The sequence below is a fragment of the Dysgonomonas sp. HDW5A genome (genome assembly GCF_011299555.1).
GTDB lineage: Bacteria > Bacteroidota > Bacteroidia > Bacteroidales > Dysgonomonadaceae > Dysgonomonas_A.
Genome location: NZ_CP049857.1, coordinates 3,381,004 through 3,402,549, shown reverse-complemented (window position 1 = coordinate 3,402,549; position 21,546 = coordinate 3,381,004). Strand labels below are relative to the sequence as shown.

Below are 21,546 nucleotides of genomic sequence, written 5' to 3'. Positions count from 1 at the left end.
AGTATAGGCATTTGCTATATCAACAACACTCTTTCCAATTAGAAAATCATTAAAATACAACTACTTAACTCTAATAATTTTCTAATAAGCTATCTAACCTACTTTAGAAACAACGTCTTTATTTAGCAACAAAAGATTTGCTAATACTGAAAACATATCTAAAAAAACAATTATAAAACACTGTCTAACAACAAAATAAGATGTTGGTTTAAAAACTCAACCAACATCTTTTCACTCTAAAATGATAAGAGCCTTATTTGGATTCCTTCCAAGCCTCTACATACTCTTGCATAGTTTCGGATAGTTGTTTTCCAATAACTTCGTAATCTTTATTCTCAAGATTAGCCAAAGAAACTCTAACCGACCATTCGGGGCCTGCAAAACCACCTCCATTCAGTAAGACGACCGATGATTTTTCAGCCAATCGGAAAACAATATCAACCGGTTCGACTGTAAATAAGAAGATCAGGAAAAAAGCTGACTTAACTGTGGGGGATATTAACAAATCCAATTGTCCGACCAATACCCCCATAAGCAGAACTCCCGTGACCGATCCCAACGAAAAATCTTTTATCTTGACTTTGCCGAGAGCAACCCCAAGAGCCAGAGTTAGGGATATGGCAAGTTCGGGAGAGGCTTGCATTGTTTTTATAATTCATTCCATATAATTGAAATTATTTTTTTAAATGATTCGAATCACAAATTAATGATGGAAGCTATTTTGATCATCGGATTCGGAAATATTTGTAACCGGATGTTTTTGGAAATAATCTATGCTACGTTTCAAATCATCAATCATCAATTGTGCCAAGTCATGACTAAACCCATGGCGGATTAAAACTCGTTGTATCACCATATCCTCACAATTGGATGGAAGTGTATATGATGCAATTTGCCATCCTCTACTACGCATACGATCCGATAGGTCATATAAACTGAATCCGGGATTAGTGCCTTTTTTCAACATCCACGCAGCTCCGGGTAATGCCGATGTGCCATCATATAATAAATCGAATAATCCTAATTTTTCGACCTCCTGAGCAATGAAAATTCCATGATTAAGACATGCTTGCTGAATGCGTGCATATCCTTGACGGCCATGACGTAAAAGATTATAATATTGAGCTATAATTTGTCCACCGGGACGAGAGAAGTTCAGTGCAAAAGTAGGCATATTACCTCCTAAGTAATTTACATTGAATACCAGATCCTCAGGTAAGTCTTCTTTCTCGCGCCATACTACCCAACCCACACCTAGTGGCGATAATCCGAACTTATGGCCTGATGTATTAATTGATTTTACACGTGGTAATCTGAAATCCCAAACAATATCTTTTTGAATGAAGGGAGCAATAAATCCGCCGCTGGCAGCATCCACATGGATAGGAATATCCAGTCCGGTTTCTTTTTGCAGCTTATCTAAAGCATCATTAATGGCTTTTACATCTTCGTATTCTAATGTAAATGTAACACCAAAAGTAGGAACTACACCTATTGTATTTTCATCTACTCTTTTCAATACTTCTTCGGGAGTCATTAATAAACGTCCATGATCCATAGGAATTTCACGGATTTCGACATCAAAATAACGTGCAAATTTATGCCAGCATATTTGTACAGGTCCTGTTATAATATTAGGCTTATCAGTAGGTTTACCTTCTTTTCGGCGTTTTTCTCTCCATTTCCATTTCAAAGCCAATCCACCTAACATAGCTGCTTCACTCGAACCGGTTGTAGAGCATCCGATAGTATCAGCACTTTGAGGTGAATTCCATAAGTCAGCCAATATATGCACACAACGGTTTTCGATTTCGGCTGTTTGAGGATATTCGTCCTTATCGATCATGTTCTTATCAATACATTTGTCCATTAAATAATGTATCTGAGGATCAAGGTCTGTTTGACAAAATGTAGCAAGGTTTTGCTTCGCATTACCATCAAGTAATAATTCGTCTAACAAAAGGTCTTGTATAACCTTCGGGTCATTAGGTTCTTCCGCAATTTTGAATTTAGGGATAGAATTAATTGCTGCCGATTCGGCATAAGCATCAAAAAAACTGCTGTTTTTGTCTGGGTTTACTAAATGTAGTGCCATAATTTTCTTTTTTTATATAATTAATTAAATAAGAACTTTTCTTTTAATGGATTTCTTGTTGTTTTAGAAGTATTAATAAAAATCATACGTTCGATTGTAAATTTTCAACAGGAGATCTCTATAGTTTATAACATTTTTTTATTTTTTTCATATTAGTTCAATTTTCAGAACTATATATAAAGAGATTATTTCTCTCCGAGTATTTTCACTTATTTTCGTTACAAAAGTACAGGCTTAGATTTCATTTATAACACTCATACCCATTAGAAAGTTATTAGAATTCAGGAATTTTTTTTTAATAATTTTCTAATGGATTTTCTTCTTTATTTCGAAGCTGTGTACCTACTTTTGCAGCACAGATTTACCGAAAAACAGGCTTAAAGAAGTCTATTTTAAAATGAAAATCAGAAAAACAAAATAAATTCAAAAAAGATTGAACAATTCTAAATTGAATTAGTTTATAAAAGAGTCAAGAATTATAACAATAAATAAAAAAAATTATGTGTACAAGAGTAGTTTATACAGGAACTGAGGGAATGATAGTAACCGGTCGCACTATGGATTGGAAAACCGAATTATACAGCAATATCTGGGTATTTCCAAAAGGAATAGAAAGAGATGGCAAAACAGGTGAAAATTCTTTGAAATGGACATCCAAATATGGCAGTGTAGTAACCTCTGCTTTTGAGATTGCCAGTACAGACGGAATGAATGAAAAAGGATTGGTCGCGAACCTCCTTTGGCTGCCCGAATCGCAATATCCGGTAAGAGATCAAAGCAAACCGGGATTAACTATTGCCGCTTGGGTACAATATATGTTGGATAACTTTGCAACAGTAAACGAAGCGGTATCTTTTGTAGAAGGGGGAACTTTTCAGGTAGTGTCGGATGAAATGCCTGACGGATCGAGAATGGCAACCTTACACCTGGCTATATCAGATGCTACAGGCGATAACGCCATCTTCGAATATATTGATGGCAAATTGACTATTCACCATAGCAAGGATTACAAGGTAATGACCAATTCTCCGACGTATGACAAACAACTGGCTTTGAACGATTACTGGAAATCAATCGGAGGGTTGACATTTCTGCCAGGAACCAATCGTCCTGCCGACCGTTTTGCTAGAGCTAGTTTTTATATTGACGTAATCCCTAAAACAAATGATGAAAAGATAGCGATTGCCAGTGTATTCAGTGTAATCCGCAATGCGTCTGTTCCTCACGGAATATCGACTCCCGAAAATCCCGAGATTTCTTCGACTCAATGGAGAACAGTATCGGACAGTAAAAACTTGATCTACTTTTTTGAGTCGAGCGTAACTCCAAATACTTTTTGGGTAAGACTTCAGGATATGAATCTGGAGGAAGGTGCTCCTGTTTTAAAACTGTCTATTGCCAATGACGAAACATACAGTGGCAATACTGCTAAAGACTTTAAACCTGCGCAACCTTTTAAATTCATAGGTGTAAACGCTTAAATTATATTGTAAGTCTCTCAATATTTCAACAATTAAGTAACAGAAAATATTTAATGTCGTATTTTTGGTGCAGGGGGCAGACCTATGTGTCTGCCATAAATTGGCAAACACATAGATTCCCCCCCTACTCTCAAGCAATAAATAGGTCTGAGATCTTAATTGATTTAAATAACATCCAAAAATCATAAACCCAACAATATGCTCAAATATTTAATAACCGGCAGCATAACACTTCTTCTTTGTTCCAATACTCTTTTGGCCCAAGATACAAAGATTGAACTCACTCTTGAGCAATCTATGCAATTGGCACATACTGGAAACAAAAGCCTCAAAATTGCAAACAAAGAAATTGAATGGGCAAAGTATGAACATCAAAGAATAAATTCTTTCTGGCTCCCAACAATCACTGCAACAGGTGCATATATCCATATGTCAAATAACATAGAGGTAAGGCAACCCTTAAGTGATTACACCAATCCGGCAAAAGACTATATTCAATCTATTTATCCCGGCGAACAACTTGTTACATCGGTATTGGACAAAATAGGTAGTCAAAATCTTATCGTGCCGTTGGCTCCGCAAAATCTTGCTACGATTGATGCAAATCTGACATTGCCTCTATATACCGGAGGTAAACGTATCTATGCAGGTAACATCAGTAAACAGATGATTTCTGCGGCTAAGGTTAATAAAGAACAAATAGATGCAGGAGTGCAGATTTTACTGGTGGAAAATTATTTCGGTCTGCGTTTGGGAAACAGAATAGTTGATGTTAAAGAAAAGGCATACGAATCTTTAAGTATGCATTATCAAAATGCATTGAAGTTAGAAGAGAACGGGATGATAAATAAGGCTGAACGACTATTTGTTCAAGTAAATCTGGATGAAGCTAAACGCGAATTGGAAGCCGCCAGAAAGGATTTGAACATGACTCAAAAATCGTTTAAAGTATTAATTAAAATGGAAACGGAAGATAATATATCTCCCGTTTCCTCTCTCTTTATCAATGACTCTATACCCTCTTTATCTTATTTCAAAGGGTTAATAGAAGATAACAGTTATGCTTCCAAGCAGATGAAAATACAGAAAGACATAGCTAAAAATCAACTAAAAATAGCAAACGCGGCATATATTCCGGAAATTGCGTTGATTGGTAAACAAACTTTCTTCGCCCATGGGATAGAAAGCAACTTACTGCCCCGAACTTTTATTGGTGCCGGATTTACATGGAATATATTTGACGGGCTTAACAGAGAAAAGAAAATTAAACAAGCCAGAGTCACCCAACAGATTCTGGATATAGAAAACGAAAAAGTACTGGATGATAATGAACTTGCTGTAGATAAGCTTTATAATCAGATACAAAACGCATTAGATAATATAGCAACTCTGAATACAACCATCGAAATGAGTAAAGAGTTACTGAGGATACGTAAAGTAGCTTTTAAAGAAGGTATGGCTACTTCAACCGAAGTGGTTGATGCAGAAGTCATGCTCTCTAAGGTCGAAATTGCCTCATTAATGGCATATTATGAATATGATGTTGCATTGATAAACTTGCTATCGGTTTGTGGTATTCCTCAATCGTTTGACCAATACTGCAATAATGGAAAAACCGAACAGTATATTTTCAATCGTTAATTATCGGATTTTATCAAAAAGAAAAAAATATAACTATGGATAAGCAAAAAAAATATTTGATTATAGCCTTCATCTCAATCTTAACGATTGTCATCATTGTTTCTACAGTAGGAATCTTTTTGTTAAAGGATAAACCGACTATACTACAAGGACAGATAGAAGCCACAGAAGTGCGTATCTCAGGAAAATTACCGGGACGTATCGAATCGTTTTCGGTGAAAGAAGGACAAACTGTAATGAAAGGAGATACTCTAGTTAGTATTTATTGTCCGGAAGGATTTGCTAAGCTATCGCAAGTAAATGCACTGGAGAGTATAGCAGTCTCTCAAAACAATCTGGTTGACGAAGGAAACCGTAAACAGGTTATCGAATCGTTTCTTCAACTTTGGAACAAGTCTAAATCGGATTTGGAGTTAGCCACAACAACTCACAGCCGCATATCGACTCTTTATAAGGAAGGGGTTGTAGCATCTCAACGAAAAGACGAAAGTGAAGCAATATACAAGGCTGCCGTAGCTGCCGAACGTGCGGCTTATCAGCAATACCAAATGGCGCTTGATGGTGCTCGTCATCAGGAAAAAGCCAGCGCACGCTCTTTAATAGATGCTGCCAGAGGAACTGTAACTGAAGTAAGTGCAACTCTAGAAGATGCTGTATTATTAGCACCTGACAATGGTCAAATATCAACTATTTATCCTAAAGTGGGCGAGCTTATAGGCACAGGAATGCCTATCATGACACTTGTGGTATTAGGTGATGCCCATGTAGTATTAAATGTGCGGGAAGATATGTTGTATAATTTCAAGATAGGAGGTAAGTTTAAAGGAGATGTTCCGGCCTTAAATGCCAAAGGAATTACATTCGTAGTAAACTACATCAGCCCATTAGGTAGTTATGCAACCTGGAAATCAACTAAAGAAACAGGCAGTTACGACATGATTACTTTTGAACTGCATGCACTACCCGAGTCGCCGGTAGAAGGACTACGCCCGGGCATGTCTGTATTAGTAAATCTTGACGATATAAAATAAATAAAACATGAATGAGATTTCTAAAAATAGTAGCCCTTTTTACTCAGTATTAAAACGAGAATTAATACGAATGACTTCCCGCAGACTATATTTAGGAGTTTGTGTAATATTACCCTTGTTCACTGTTTTCTTTATGGTTACTATTTTCGGGACAGGACAGATGGAAAATATACCGATAGGTATTGTCGATTTAGATCAAACCGCTACATCCCGAAATATATCCAGAACGGTAGCAACCGTCCCCACTTTTAAAGTGACAGAGTATTACAGCGATATGGAGTCGGCACGAAAAGCAACACAGCAGAAAATAATTTACGGATATTTAGTTATACCCCACAATTTTGAATCCGATGTTATGGCCGGTAGGCAATCGACCCTTGCGTATTATTATCACTATGCTTTGCTAAGTGTGGGTACAGAAATATATGGTGCTTTTGAATCTCTGCTCCAAACATTAGCTTTAGGACCTATTGTTACCGAAGCTGTAGCGCTGGGCGTAGGAGAAGAGCAGATCACAACCTTTCTTGTTCCGGTAAATACCCAAAGCCACCCACTGTATAATTCGAGTTTAGATTATTCTATTTACTTAACAAACCCATTCTTTTTTGTTCTATTTCAGGTTCTCATTTTACTCACAACAGTATATGTTGTTGGCAGCGAGATTAAATTCCGAACAGCCGATAAGTGGCTGGAAGCAGCAAATCTGAATATGTTTACGGCTATAGTAGGTAAGCTTCTGCCCTACACTATTATATACTGTATTATAGGTATATTTGCCAATTACATTATTTTCGGGGTTATGGATATTCCTTTTTCATCTGGATTTTTACCATTGAATCTGGCTACAATCCTTTTTATTATCGCAACTCAGGCTTTTGGAGTATTCCTATTCTCATTATTTCCTGCCATCGGGATTATCATGAGTGTAGTATCTATGGTCGCATCATTAGGGGCAACTCTTTCGGGAGTTACTTTTCCGGTACCTTTTATGTATCCGGCAGTATACTATGCTTCTTTTTTGTTCCCTGTCCGCCATTTTGTTGAGATCAACCAGAATCTACTCTACGGGAATTATGGATTTGCTTACACGTGGCAAAATGTCAGCATTTTATTCTTATTTCCATTGGTGACTCTTCTTATGTTGCCACATTTAAAAAATGCAATTTTAAGTCATAAATATGAAGATATTGATTAAAATGAAAAGCAGTCTAAAAGATATTGTTGAATTGATAATTCAGGAATTCAAAACAATTGCATCAAGCTACTCTATCTTGCTTGTATTGATCGGAGGTATTTTCATTTATGGTCTCCTCTACAATTACATGTATCAACCTAATGTCATAAGAAATGCCCCGGTTGTTGTAGTTGATAAATCAAATAGCAAATTAAGCAGAGAGTATACCCGATTGATAGATGCTGCACCACAAGTAGAAGTTTATGGCACTGCGGTTGATTTTATTGCAGCTAAAGAACTTATGAAAAAGAATAAGGTTGCAGGTATTATATACATTCCTAAAGATTTCGATACGAGAGTAAATCGGGGTGAAGAATCTATATTTATAACCTATGCAGTAACGCAAGCATTCCTTTACTACTCGTCTATACAAGAAGCTTCAGCCGGAGCTATGCTGGAGTTGGATGACAGATACCGACCTAACATGGTAGTCTTCTTACCTGCGAAAGATGTACTGCAAATAGCGGCAGCCACGCCTATCTCAGTAAGTGGAACACCTCTTTATAACTATACCGAAGGATATGGTACTTATCTGATACCGGCTGTAATAATGATAATTATATTTCAGACTTTAATGATGGTAATATCCATGATTAGCGGTAAGGAGCGCGAATCGGGATCAATTCGCCATTTTGCAGAACAAGGAACAACTCTCAAACGAGTATCACGCATTATTATCAGTAAGACATTTGTTTACTGCATCCTATATTCTATTTTCGGATTATTCTTAGCAGGATTAATTCCGATCATATTTCAGTTACCCAATATAGGGAACTCTTATGAAATAATTATGTTATTCATTCCGTATTTGTTAGCCACCTGTTTTTTCGGATTGGCAGGCTCTGTATTCTTTACCGACTCCGAAGCACCGATATTGATGATTGCATTCTTTTCGGTAGGTCTGGTATTTCTTTCGGGCATCTCCTACCCTCTTGAACTAATGCCTTGGTATTGGCAAGCCACTCATTTTATTATACCTGCTGCTCCGGGTACACTGGCATTTGTGAAGGTAAATAGTATGGGAGCTTCTATGGCCGATATACAAACTGAATACATTACTTTATGGATACAATGTGCTGTATACTTTATTTTAGCATGCTTGGCGTATCAATACAATATAAAGAAAGCTATAAAATAACTATTCATAGTATGTCTAGCATAGTACAGCCTGTTGTCAACAGAAAATAATTAATTAAATCTTTACAAAAAATACTCATGTTTTTAGCGAAGAGACATGAGTATATGAATAAGTTTTATAAAAGTTATTACTTTTGTAATTCGTTTTTATGCTATTTTCTATACTCATAGGATAATAAGCCTGAGAAAAACTTATTAGAAATCCCCAATTAGATTAATTCAAAATAAAGATGGAAGCATATAAAGATTTTAAAGGTAATAAGTGGAAGGAAGAAATCAATGTAAATGATTTTATTCTTAAAAACTATACTGAATACACTGGTGATGAATCTTTTCTGGAAAATCCAACTGAAGCAACCCAAAAACTTTGGGATAAATTGAGCCAAATGTTTGTTGAGGAGAAAAAGAAAGGTATTTATGATGCCGAAACTAAATATCCTTCTCAAATCGATGCCTACGGAGCCGGATATATTGATAAAGACTTAGAAAAAATAGTAGGTGTACAAACCGACAAGCCTCTAAAAAGAGCCATATTTCCTAACGGGGGATTGCGCATGGTACAGCAAAGTTTAGAGGAATACGGCTATAAATTAGATCCTATTACTACCGAGATATATACTAAATATAGAAAAACTCATAACGAAGGTGTATTTGCTGCATATACAGACAGTATCCGCCGTGCCAGAAGCAACGGTTTATTAACAGGGCTACCGGATGCATACGGTCGTGGCCGTATTATCGGAGATTATCGTCGTGTAGCTCTATATGGAGTAGACCGCCTGATACAGGAAAGAGAAAAACGTTTCAAAGAATGTGACCCTATTGTTATGACGGATGATTTAATTCGTCTTCGCGAGGAATTAAGTTCTCAGTTATCGGCTTTGAAAGCTTTGAAAGCAATGGCCTCATCATACGGATACGATATATCTCAACCCGCTAGAACTGCACAAGAAGCCATTCAGTGGACGTATTTTGGTTACTTAGGAGCGATCAAAGATCAAAATGGAGCAGCCATGAGTCTTGGACGCGTAACCACATTCCTTGATATTTATATAGAACGAGACATACAAGCCGGATTGATTACTGAAGCCGATGCTCAGGAGTTCATAGATCATTTTGTAATGAAATTGCGTATTGTCAGGTTTTTACGTACTCCCGAATATGACGAATTATTTTCGGGTGACCCTGTTTGGGTAACAGAATCGATAGGTGGTATGACCAATAACGGACGTTCGCTGGTGACTAAAAACAGCTTCCGTATGTTGCATACACTGTATAATCTGGGACCTGCACCCGAGCCAAACCTCACTATCCTTTGGAGTGATCGTCTACCTGACGGATGGAAAAAATATTGTGCTAAAGTATCAATTGATACTTCATCTCTTCAATATGAAAATGACGATATAATGCGTCCTCAGTTAGGAGATGATTATGGTATTGCCTGCTGTGTGTCTCCTATGCGTATCGGTCACCAAATGCAATTTTTCGGAGCCCGTGCCAATCTGCCTAAGGCTTTGCTTTATACGATAAACGGTGGTAAAGACGAAAAAACAAAGGCACAAGTACTGCCTAAACACTGGATAGAAAAAGTAACAGGTGATTATCTGGAATTTGATGAAGTATGGGAAAAATTTGACCGTACACTGGACTGGGTTGCGGAAACCTACGTTAAAGCATTGAATATTATCCACTATATGCACGATAAATATTCTTATGAAGCACTGGAAATGGCTTTACATGATGTTGATATTGTTCGCACCCAAGCATTTGGAGTATCAGGATTATCTATTATAGCCGACTCATTTGCAGCCATTAAATATGGTAAAGTACGCATTGTGAGAGATCAAGATGGAGATGCTGTAGATTATATAGTTGAAAAAGACTATATTCCTTTTGGAAATAATGACGATAATACAGATAAGTTTGCAGTCGAAATTGTCGAGAAGTTTATGAATAAGATTCGTAAGCGTAAGATGTATAAAGATGCCATCCCAACACAATCGGTACTGACTATAACCTCAAATGTTGTTTATGGCAAGAAAACCGGGAATACACCGGATGGACGTCGTGACGGTACTCCGTTTGCTCCGGGAGCCAACCCAATGCACGGACGCGATACAAAAGGGGCAGTTGCTTCGCTCTCTTCTGTAGCTAAACTTCCGTTCGAACATGCCAATGATGGTATCTCATACACATTTGCTATAACTCCTAATACTTTGGGTAAAAACAGGGATGAGGAAGCAGCAAACTTATCAGGCTTATTGGACGGGTATTTCCTTCAATCGGGACATCATCTGAATGTGAATGTGTTTGACAGAGATTTACTAATTGATGCAATGGAACATCCGGAACAATATCCTCAATTGACAATACGCGTATCGGGTTATGCCGTTAATTTCATAAAACTTACACGTGAGCAACAGTTAGATGTGATAAACAGAACTATAACAACTGCATTTTAATTCATATACATTTATATCATTGAACAGAGAATCGTAAAATGCGATTCTCTGTTAATTTTATTTTCATGAACGGACTTATTCATTCTTTCGAAACCTTTGGCACAAAAGACGGCCCCGGAATACGCTTTGTTTTATTTATGCAAGGCTGCCCGCTCCGTTGTATGTATTGCCACAATCCCGATACATGGGAAATGTGTAATGCCAAATATGAATTGAGTCCTCAGGAAGCTTTTCACGAAATTGAAAAAGTAAAAGCATTTGTACGTGGAGGTGTCACCGTTTCGGGAGGAGAACCCTTACTGCAAGCACCATTTATATTGGAGTTATTTAAGATCTGTAAAGGGCATAACATTCATACTGCAATTGATACATCGGGCATATTATTGAACGAGCAAGTGAAAGAGGTACTCAATTATACCGACTTGGTTTTACTCGATATCAAACAAATTAATCCTGAGAAATACAAAACTCTTACCGGAGCAGCACTTGAGCCGACTTTGAAGTTTCTGAACTATCTGGCTTCTATAAATAAGGCTGTATGGTTACGCTACGTTCTAGTACCTGACTATACCGATGACGAACAAGACTTAATTGAATGGGCAAAGTACACATCGCAATTTAAGAATGTAGAACGAGTGGATATTCTTCCTTTTCATCAAATGGCAACTCATAAATGGGAAGAATTAAACATCAAATATAAACTAAAAGATATAGAGCCCCCAAGTCCGGAGCTGAAGAAAAGAGCAGAAGCAATTTTCAAATCTTATGGGTTACCGGTCTAACACACAATAATCTTCAACGCATAGCTAATAACATATTTGAACTTCAATAATCTAAATGATAGATAAAATAATACAGGCATATTAAGTATCTATTAATAAAACAATTAAAAACACAAATATGTTATATTGTATAATAACTAATATGAATTAAATGGCAATAGACAAAGACAAAATGGAGTTACTGGATACTTTAAGGTATGTAAAGCGAGTTCTGGATTCTGATGAGTACATATGTAATTTTGACGATTTATATGAACGTATATCAGCAGTAATCGCTAAATATGAGTAATAAATAAAGAAGCCCGTGAGTGTACGAGCTTCTTTTATGTGAGTGCTCAGTTAAGAGAGTTTGTTTATATCTAATAAAAAATAATACTTCAAACAAATTATAACTCCATGATGTTTAGAATATAGGCACATAAAATATTATGTTGCACAGAGAGGAAATTTATAATTGTAGAAATTATAGGTTTCCTCTTGACTATTTCGATCTCCTATTATTGGTATTTTTCTATATCCACAAGCATAAAGTATGTAACATATGTTACACAGAATATCTAAGTTAGATCTGTACATTTGTACTTAATTATAAAAATAGAAATACAAGATGGAACAAATACATGCACACGCAGTCCTACACATGATGGAAGGAAATAGTTATACGGAAACCTCATTAATTGAAGCTATAAAAGAGACATTTGGCGAGAATCAAACATTCTATGCATGTTCTGCGGAGAATATGAATATAGATGAACTAATCATATTCCTCAAGAACAAAGGAAAATTCATGCCCTCCGATAGTGGGTTTACTGTAGATATAAGTAAAGTTTGCAATCATTAATATTGTAGCCACTTATATTTTAGATATTAATTTATTAGCCTGACTTAACAAGATATTAGTACAGGAGATCATATTCCTGAACACTTAATAAATGATGTCAGATATTCTATTAATTCAGAATATCTGACATCATTTATTGCCCTCATTTTTATAAAAACAAAATAATAAAACCTAACAAAGCATCTTATAATCAAAAAACAGAAAGAAAAATAACAATTTTCAAACACAACTATATTATCCTATAAAATAACACATTACAGAACAAAGTCTCACTAAACTACAATTATTAGTCTGCTTATATTGATAATTTACCCTTAAATTGTCAACAAATGCCCAAGATCGTTGTTATATATACTGTTAATATATGTAGCATTTATTTAAATTATTCAATTATGAAAAAATTAATTTTATTTGCCGCACTCCTATTCGGAGGAGCAAATATCGCAAACGCTCAGATAAACGAAGGTAATGTTATGATCGGAGGTAGTCTAACTAATTTAAATCTGGAATTTGATCGCCAAACAACATTTCAGGTGACACCTACAGCTGCATGGTTTATCAAAGATGGATTAGCAGTCGGAGGATACGGAAAATTTGGACTTAATCACGTAAATGGACAAGACGGAAACTCTTATAGTTATGGAATAGGTCCTCTTGCTCGTTACTTTGTCAGTGCAGAAAAACTTCCGGCTTTCAGACAAACCAAATTCTTCTTAGAAGCTAATGCCGGATTTGAAGGTACAGATAATAGAGTAAACAGAACAACTACTAATGGTCTCGGCTTTGGCTTTGGTCCTGGTATTTCTTATTTCATCACTCCAAGTATAGGTCTTGAAGCTATAGTAAAATACGGCGGTATCGTTGGTTTTGGTTCAAGTGCATATAGTCAATCACTTTCATTCGGAATTGGATTCCAGGTTTATTTGCCTTCAAAAAAATTGATCAAAGAAATCAAAGAATTCTAAATCAATGAAATCTTAGAGAGTTCTAAAAAACAAATGTGTAGGTAGAAAGATTATTAAATAACACAACTCTTAAGAGAAATTGTACACAGAAAATAAGTTAGAGTAAAGCCCCTTTATCAGGGGCTTTACTTATAAATAGCCATTATTTACATGGTGAATGGGGTTTCAATTATCATTTGTTTTATTACTTTTGAGGATGCTATTATTCGTATCTATTCAGGTTTTATTAAAATGGACTTTTATAGTTAACTTAATTGCTCTTGGTCTAGGATTTATCCTCAGCAAATTAGGTTATATAAAAGCAGGAAAGATATTGTCATATATATCACTGGCAGCAGTATCATTAGCCATTATATATATGATTCTTATTTTCATCATATACTACCGATAACGTTCCTTTTCAGAAATGGTCAAATGTATATCCTTTACTTTTCAGATTTCTAATTATTTCATCCAAATGCAGGTATAACTTATCTTTTCGGTCTTTATGAGTGCCCGGATGAATTAGAATTACAGCTCCATTCAAACCTTGTTCTTTCTCAAAAGCATACAATAAATCGATCAACTCCTGCGACGACTTATAGTTTTTCATATCAGGAGTAGTATAATCGGCAGCAGTCCTTATACCGGGAGTAAAATTGATTACCTTTTTCCCTTCCAATTCAATTAACTTTACATTTTCCGTATTGTACCACTCCGAAGGAGGAAGGTAATAATTTACCTTGCTTGTATCTACCCCTACTCTAGCTAATTCATACATATTCCGCCGAAGATCCTGTACCAAGCTATCAGAGGAAACCAATGTATGTTGGCGATCATCCCACGAAGCATACAAAATATGCTTATCGGAATGTGCCCCGACATAATGTCCTTTTTTAATCAATTGTTTTATAATATCTTCATGCTCTTTTGTTCTAAGGCAATTACCCGTCAGAAAGAACGAACCTTTGATATTATGTTTGTCCAATGTTTTCAGGATAACAGGAGCTCCTTCAAAAGCAACATCAGCAGAAAAGATAAGTCTGATAACTTTCTTATCGATATCTTTTCGAACAATTGCTCCCTGACTATCTGTAACCATCTTTGCCTGATCCTTACCTGCTTTTTGCATTGCCGATAAATAATAGCTCAAACTGGCTGTGCCATCCATTGTAGGTTCATTTGAAGAATAATCTCCCGGATCATCGTGATACACAGCCTCCCCGAATTGAAACGGAGCATACTCATCGTCATAAACCAAATGTATACCAAGCAACGATTCGTATATGTGCCTGTATATGGGTCCGTCTACCAATCCGCCGTATGGAATATCTTTCATAATATCAACGTATGCCGAATGCGGACGTGTTGATGAATCTCCACTCTTCGGAAAACCACAGATCATAGATGTTCCCCAAGGATTACAGCCTAACAACCAATCTCTCAGAGCTGCTTCCATTTCAGCATACGAATTATCTCCCGATGCCTCTTGATACAAATGTGCTTGTGTAATAGCGGCAGCAACCAGATTGTTCGAACACCAGATAAAAGGTATGCCATTCATAAACGGATCATCCTGCTCTTTTGCTCTTTTGGCAATAGCTTCCAATCCGTTTTTCATAAACCGGATGTATTTAGCTCTTACAGAATAATCATTTGATTGAGAGAGGTAATAATGTCCTAAATTCACAAACGGATAAAACTGATAATGGCGCGCCCTACCCAATTCCATCCACGGAGTTACCTCCTCCAGTTGCCCCCAATAATCGGCTTTTTTAAGCCACGATCCATCTTTTGACAAGTTATATTTAACAGCCGCAGCTAGCTCTACATCATCCACAAAGTTATCTTCTTCGTAAAAGTAGGGAGACTTCAAACAGGCAGTCTGAGTATTGCCCAATTTAGTTTCGGCAAAATTATAAGCTGCACCCGCTTTGCCTTTCATCAATGTTGAGAAAGCAGGATCAATGTCCTTAAAGATATCCGCACCAAGAGCAAAAGCCGAAGCAAACTTACCGGCACTCGACGATACGCCTGTTGTCCGGTTTATATGCTTACCAAGCCCTTGTCGTTCACCTGTTATGAAGTAAACTGGACGACCTGTGCCTGCTCCCCATCCATAATCGACCTTATCTTCTGTCGGTAAACGCATCGAAGCATGGTCTCTGTCGTCTGCTATCTGGTTGAACATGACTGCCGAGTCGGGATTCATTTTTACCATCCAATCCAATCCCCATCGGATCTCATCCAGAATATCGGGGATGCCGTTTTTGCCTTTTTTACCCAAAGCATCATATTCGTCCGCAAATATTGTTTTATCGGGATTTTGCTGCCATGCAAACATCATCTGAAAAGTAGCATTAGCCGAAGTTGTGAGGTATTGCAAGTAATCCGAAGCATCGTGCCATCCTCCTCTTACATCGATATATTCGCCTGTACGTGTGGGATGATCTACAATAAAGCCATCCTTCTGATGACATTCCGCATCCAGATAGGGATTATATCCGCAACGTTGCTGACGCATATATGTAAGCAGAAAATCGGCAGAGCCATCATATACATTCGTGTTTATTTTGAAAGGAGGAGATTTTACCCCATTCGATTCGATATAATATTCGCCATCCTTAATCACTTTAGAGAAATTCATACGGGCAGCATGTTTCATTCCCCATCGTTGGGCGTTTGCAGATACACCTTTATTCGTAAATACAACCGTGTTATTAACTGCATCTTTCACTTCAAAGTCTAAAGTCGCCAGATCTTCATTGGATATAAAAACCGCCACTTTAATACTGTTAGGCAAATATCCCAACTGATTGATCCGTATCCATGATTGTACTTGCGCCCCTAGTGAAAGACAACACAAAAACAGAAAGCAAAAAAAGATAGAAACTTTCTTCATCGTATCAGATTTAAGGTTTCAAAAACTACTATTACTTTTTCAGTAGTCCCACTAATCCGTGACCACTTACAAATATACATTCCGAAGCACTTAAAGGATATACTGTTCCAATAAGCGAATTACCCACTTTATGTTTCCACAAAAGCTTGCCTGTGACACCATCTAAGGCGAAAATTATTCCGTTTTTGGTACTGCCAAAAACAACACCGTCTTTTTCTACAGGCATCGAAGCTGCATGATCGTAACCATACCCTACATGAGTTATCCAGAGCCTTTTCGGTTCGTTTCCTAAGGTAGAGTAAGAGACTACACTATCTTGCATCGTTTTGCTGTACACTCTTGTTTGATCTTCCGATAAGCCGATTGTTTCTCGAACCATCGATTCTTTTGTTCGCCAAACAGTTTCACCTGTTCCTGCATCTATAGCGGTCATCACTCTATCGGGAGCAGTAAAAAACACTTTCCCCTCTGCTGCCACAGGCCATACTGCTGCGGGCGAAAAATGCATTCGGGTAAGACCTCCATCCCAAGTCCAAAGAAGTTTACCTGTTGTCTTATCTAAAGCATACATCGTATTATCCCATGCACCGAAAATTACTTTATCATCGTATATAAGCGGACGAGTCTCTATATATCCTTTTACTCCTGTATATTCCCATACTAACCTACCCGTTTTAAGATTCAAAGCACGAAAAGTATGATCGCTTGCTCCAATATACACAATACCATTGTCGATAGTTGCACTTCCCAAAACAGGTTCTTTTGCGGAATATTTCCAAATAAGTTTACCTGTTTTACTGTTTAACGCATAAATAGTGGCATCTGCCGAACCAAAAACAACTACCCCATTGTCAACAGCAACAGTGCCCACAATGCGGTTGCCTGACTGAAAACTCCAGTTTATTTTTCCGTTTTTAGCAGATATCGAATAGAAAGTACCGGTATCATCACCTATAAATACTGCATTATTCGACACTATGGGAGATGCATATATAGTTTTACCTATATTGGTTACCCAAACTTCTTTAACCGCATTATATTCTTTATTAACCGAAAAGTCGGGACGGTTGTAAGTCGAATTGTCTGCAGTATAGTATTGCTCCGTAAGAGAATATCCACCCCATCGGCGAGGCTCCTGCCCTATCTTTTGTTCCGAAACCACAATAGAATCTTTCGTTACATCATAAATAGAATATCCTCCCAAACCATCCGTTTTATCACGTAGGTTCGAACGGTTTATAAATGCAGGTATTCCATCATAGAAAAACAATCGGTTACTGTGATAATGCCCTCCCAAAACAGCTTTTATATTGTATTTGCGAACAGCGTCCGTTACTTCATACCAATTGTCAACATCGGTAGGCAAAAGAGGATAATGTGTTACTAAAATTGCAGGTTGATTCGGATCTTTACCCAATTCTTCTTGCAGCCAAACAATGTCCTGAGGTGCTACGTGTCCATCCATCATACGGATAATAGGCCCTGTGGCAAACCCCAAGAACTTAAAGCCATTGTATTCAAATTGAAAACGTTCCGATCCGAATACATGGGCAAAATCAGTAGAACCCGATTCGCTCCATTTGGTTTCGTGATTTCCCGACAGGATATAATATTTTACTTTCAATTGATCCAACAGTTCTTTAGCTTTGAGTAACGAAGCCCTGTCTCCCTCTTCGGTGATATCTCCCGTAACCAGTATAAAACTAATATCAGGTGTTTTATTCAACTGATTGACTGTACGCTTCAAATCGTTGTATGCCAAAGAATCGTTACTTCTCACATGTAAATCCGTTATTAAAGCGAAACGAAAGTCCTGTGCCGAAACAACACCGGCAAACAATAAGAAGACAAATAACATTAAATGTTTCATAGTATTAGAGTTATTTGAAGTCAGCTAATAAACACAATTTAGTTTTCTGACCGGTAAGCGTCAGTCGCTTTCTTTACAGAACCATGTAATAACAAAAGGCGATTGGCTTCTTCATAATCCAAGCCCAATTCATCAATAAGCATACGTGTACCTCTGTCTACTAATTTATCGTTCGATAATTGCATATTTACCATACGGTTACCTTTTACCCTACCCAACTTAATCATAGTAGCAGTGGTAATCATATTGAGAATCATCTTTTGTCCCGTACCCGATTTCATACGAGAGCTACCCGTAACAAACTCAGGTCCTACAATCATTTCTATAGCTATTTCGGCTTCCTGAGCTATAGGAGAATCGGGATTACTAGATATAGATGCAGTCAAAATACCATGTTTACGAGCTTCACGCAAAGCCCCTATTACATAAGGTGTTGTGCCCGATGCAGCAATACCAATCACTGTATCTTTTTCTGTTATATTATGTTCTTTCAACTCTTCCCAACCACGCTCCATGTTATCTTCGGCTTTCTCAACAGGATTACGAAGTGCTGTATCTCCTCCTGCAATAAGTCCTATAACCAGCGTATTAGGCATCCCGAAAGTCGGCGGTATTTCCGAAGCATCCAATACACCCAGACGACCGCTTGTACCTGCTCCCATATAGAAAATACGTCCGCCTTGCTCCATTCTCGGAACAATCTCGGAAACCAGTTTCTCGATAGCAGGAATCGCTTTTTCGACTGCCAATGCTACCTTCTGGTCTTCTTTATTTATATCTACAAGAAGTTCGTGTACCGATTTCTTTTCCAGATCGTCATACAGTGACGATTGTTCTGTTATTTTGATAAAAGTCATATCTGTTCTTATTTTCGTTACAATAGTTACATTCACTTACACAAAGGTGACATTTTCAGGGTGACAACTATCCCCTATTTTGTCACTTTTTGCAATCCTATTAACAATCTAATATTCAAGAAGTAAACCCTAAAAAGGTGACAAAAGTGACAAAAGTTACACCTATTCTTTTTTATTCTTCCTTTTATACATACCTACTCATCTAATCGTATAATAGATAGATAAATAAGCCTCTATCATTCTTACGCCTGAACGTAATGTTCCGAATGATATTTTATAAGACCCTCCATAGGCAACTGAACAATAGTTCCGATCTTTATACCTAAGTCCTCTCCTACTTTACGCAATACATCCTGATAATGATAAGATAACGAGCCTGTAAGATGTACTTCGTTATTCTTATAATCGTATTGCATCACATTCTTGACAAAGAAATCCTTGAAGGCATTATATACCAAAGCGTATATGGACTCATCTTGAATATTTTCTTTCAGAAAAGGAGACAAACTTGCCAGAAAACGATTGGGTAACGGTTCTTTATAAACCTTCTCCAAGATAATGGCCGGAGTAAGTTCGAACTGCTCCAGAAATTTTTCTTTCAGTCCGGCAGTCAGTTGATTCTTAAGACACGCCCCTAAAAACAGACGTCCTAAAACTGCACCACTACCTTCATCTCCGAGTATATATCCTAAGGGTGAAATATTTTGGGTTATCTTTTGCCCGTCATAAAAGCAAGAGTTAGACCCTGTACCGATAATACAGGCAATTCCCTGATTTTTACCACAAAGACCCTTAGCTGCCGCCAACAAATCGCTACCCACTTCGATACTCGAAGCTTTTATATGATCGGCTATTGCCGCTCTTACTATCTCGTTTTTCTCAGGGAATGCACATCCGGCTCCATAGAAATACACTTTATCAATGGTATAACCGACAAGTTGAGGTAACAGTGCCGTTTTTATTTCTTCACTGATATCTTCACGCGATCTGAAAAACGGATTTGCTCCTTTAGTAAAAACCTGTTTTACCAGCTGCCCTTTATCAACTAAACACCAATCAACTTTAGTTGACCCTCCATCTGCCAATAATATCATATCTTAATATAAATTTGTTTTTTATACAATACATTACCTATTACCCAGTTGAATCCAACAAAGAGTAACGCAAAAATCAACGAACCAAAATAATCGCCCAAATATGGTTGAAGGCAAATTTTATATATAAACGTTTTTATTGTTATATCTGCTCCATCATACGCAAATGAGATATTACCCATCAGAATAGCAAACACTCCTGCGGCTACAAAGATAAAAAGAGGATTGACTCCGAATGACTGAAAAAAGACACTCCAACGTTTATATCCCTTAATATCAATAATCCAGATCAGAAGAGCCAATAGCAACGAAGCTAGTCCACAAGTAGCCAAAACATAGGTGGGTGACCATATTTTTTTATTTATAGGACAACCGTAGCTTAACAGAAAACCTGCAAACATAAGGATTGTACCTATTATAAAAAGCTGCTGTATCTTTTCATTATTATCTTTAGTATCTAAAAGTATCTTACCACAATAAAAGCCTATCAACACATGAGCTACGGCAGGTATGGTACTCAATAATCCTTCGGGATCAAGTACAACTCCACTGTCCACATACATATGATTTGCTCCTAAAATAGCTCGGTCAACTACCGATACTATATTATTTTCGCTGAACTCAAATCCATTGCCAAACAGCAAGAGTAAGAAATAACCTACCAATGTTATCAGAATAATATACGGGATATACTTATGCTTTACAAAAATGGCTATCAATGAAGTAATACCATAAGTCAGAGCCAACCGTTGCATCACGCCTAAAATCCGAAGATTTTCAAAATTAGTGACCGATTGTATAAAGCGATCCATAAAGCCTAATTCTTCAACCGATAGTTTATTGAAGGTTCTCAACGAAAGTGAGAACCATCCTAAACCCAAACCGATAAGAAATATAACTGCCGTCCTTTTCAAAATCTTGAATAAAGTAGGTTTACTAAATTCAAAATTGAATTTGCGAAGCGATATATAGGTAGATATCCCCATAATGAACATAAAGAACGGAAAAACCAGATCGGTAGGCGTAAGACCGTTCCATGAGGCATGCCCCAAAGGAGCATAAATACTCCCCCACGAGCCCGGATTATTTACCATAATCATTCCGGCAATGGTAATCCCTCTCATTACATCCAGAGCTAAGAGTCTTTGGTTAGATTGCTGAGTCATACTTTATTT

The 21,546-nt window shown here is 37.2% G+C and carries 17 protein-coding genes; 10 read left to right on the top strand and 7 right to left on the bottom strand.

Annotation, left to right across the window (positions count from 1 at the left end; translation table 11 throughout):
- Positions 1-253: 253 nt before the first annotated feature.
- Both G7050_RS17945 and G7050_RS14160 read right to left on the bottom strand, forming a co-directional pair.
- Complete coding sequence (locus G7050_RS17945) at positions 254-643, bottom strand: hypothetical protein (protein WP_255499162.1); 390 nt, start codon at positions 641-643, stop codon at positions 254-256.
- Between the two features lie 60 nt (positions 644-703).
- Entirely contained in the window at positions 704-2,095 is a 1,392-nt protein-coding gene (locus G7050_RS14160; protein WP_166116570.1) for a glutamate decarboxylase, read from the bottom strand.
- 500 nt (positions 2,096-2,595) lie between these two features.
- Here G7050_RS14160 and G7050_RS14155 point away from each other — a divergent pair, with 500 nt between their 5' ends.
- The 10 genes from G7050_RS14155 to G7050_RS14110 all read left to right on the top strand — a co-directional run bounded on the left by G7050_RS14155 (position 2,596) and on the right by G7050_RS14110 (position 13,669).
- Positions 2,596-3,576, top strand: a complete 981-nt coding sequence (locus G7050_RS14155) for a linear amide C-N hydrolase (protein ID WP_166116568.1) — start codon at positions 2,596-2,598, stop codon at positions 3,574-3,576.
- A 198-nt stretch (positions 3,577-3,774) separates the two neighbouring features.
- Entirely contained in the window at positions 3,775-5,217 is a 1,443-nt protein-coding gene (locus G7050_RS14150; RefSeq protein WP_166116566.1) for a TolC family protein, read from the top strand.
- A 35-nt stretch (positions 5,218-5,252) separates the two neighbouring features.
- The gene (locus G7050_RS14145; RefSeq protein WP_166116564.1) at positions 5,253-6,248 is read left to right on the top strand and encodes an HlyD family secretion protein; all 996 of its coding nucleotides are present in this window, start codon (positions 5,253-5,255) and stop codon (positions 6,246-6,248) included.
- A 7-nt stretch (positions 6,249-6,255) separates the two neighbouring features.
- Positions 6,256-7,443: an ABC transporter permease gene (locus tag G7050_RS14140; RefSeq protein ID WP_166116563.1), complete on the top strand. Its 1,188-nt coding sequence runs from the start codon at positions 6,256-6,258 to the stop codon at positions 7,441-7,443.
- Positions 7,427-8,620 (top strand): ABC transporter permease, encoded by a 1,194-nt coding sequence (locus G7050_RS14135; protein WP_166116561.1) that lies wholly within the window; start codon positions 7,427-7,429, stop codon positions 8,618-8,620. Before G7050_RS14140 ends, G7050_RS14135 begins: the two co-directional genes overlap by 17 nt.
- Before the next feature lie 229 nt (positions 8,621-8,849).
- Positions 8,850-11,081: a formate C-acetyltransferase gene (pflB, locus tag G7050_RS14130; RefSeq protein WP_166116559.1), complete on the top strand. Its 2,232-nt coding sequence runs from the start codon at positions 8,850-8,852 to the stop codon at positions 11,079-11,081.
- A 65-nt stretch (positions 11,082-11,146) separates the two neighbouring features.
- Positions 11,147-11,863 (top strand): pyruvate formate-lyase-activating protein, encoded by a 717-nt coding sequence (gene pflA / locus G7050_RS14125; RefSeq protein WP_166116557.1) that lies wholly within the window; start codon positions 11,147-11,149, stop codon positions 11,861-11,863.
- Between the two features lie 151 nt (positions 11,864-12,014).
- Positions 12,015-12,152, top strand: a complete 138-nt coding sequence (locus tag G7050_RS14120; RefSeq protein WP_166116555.1) for a hypothetical protein — start codon at positions 12,015-12,017, stop codon at positions 12,150-12,152.
- Between the two features lie 318 nt (positions 12,153-12,470).
- Positions 12,471-12,704, top strand: a complete 234-nt coding sequence (locus G7050_RS14115) for a YecH family metal-binding protein (protein ID WP_166116553.1) — start codon at positions 12,471-12,473, stop codon at positions 12,702-12,704.
- A gap of 392 nt (positions 12,705-13,096) precedes the next feature.
- Positions 13,097-13,669, top strand: a complete 573-nt coding sequence (locus tag G7050_RS14110) for a hypothetical protein (RefSeq protein ID WP_166116551.1) — start codon at positions 13,097-13,099, stop codon at positions 13,667-13,669.
- A 400-nt stretch (positions 13,670-14,069) separates the two neighbouring features.
- Here the strand turns inward: G7050_RS14110 and G7050_RS14105 are convergent, their stop codons facing one another.
- From G7050_RS14105 to G7050_RS14085, 5 genes are all read right to left on the bottom strand, one after another.
- On the bottom strand, positions 14,070-16,550 hold the full coding sequence (locus tag G7050_RS14105) for a glycoside hydrolase family 9 protein (protein WP_166116549.1): 2,481 nt from the start codon (positions 16,548-16,550) through the stop codon (positions 14,070-14,072).
- A gap of 31 nt (positions 16,551-16,581) precedes the next feature.
- Positions 16,582-18,420, bottom strand: a complete 1,839-nt coding sequence (locus G7050_RS14100; RefSeq protein ID WP_166116547.1) for a PQQ-binding-like beta-propeller repeat protein — start codon at positions 18,418-18,420, stop codon at positions 16,582-16,584.
- Positions 18,421-18,458: 38 nt separating this feature from the next.
- Positions 18,459-19,277 (bottom strand): N-acetylmuramic acid 6-phosphate etherase, encoded by an 819-nt coding sequence (gene murQ, locus G7050_RS14095; RefSeq protein WP_166116545.1) that lies wholly within the window; start codon positions 19,275-19,277, stop codon positions 18,459-18,461.
- Positions 19,278-19,519: 242 nt separating this feature from the next.
- On the bottom strand, positions 19,520-20,371 hold the full coding sequence (locus G7050_RS14090; protein WP_166116543.1) for a BadF/BadG/BcrA/BcrD ATPase family protein: 852 nt from the start codon (positions 20,369-20,371) through the stop codon (positions 19,520-19,522).
- The gene (locus tag G7050_RS14085; RefSeq protein ID WP_166116541.1) at positions 20,368-21,537 is read right to left on the bottom strand and encodes an acyltransferase family protein; all 1,170 of its coding nucleotides are present in this window, start codon (positions 21,535-21,537) and stop codon (positions 20,368-20,370) included. Before G7050_RS14085 ends, G7050_RS14090 begins: the two co-directional genes overlap by 4 nt.
- Between the last annotated feature and the right edge of the window lie 9 nt (positions 21,538-21,546).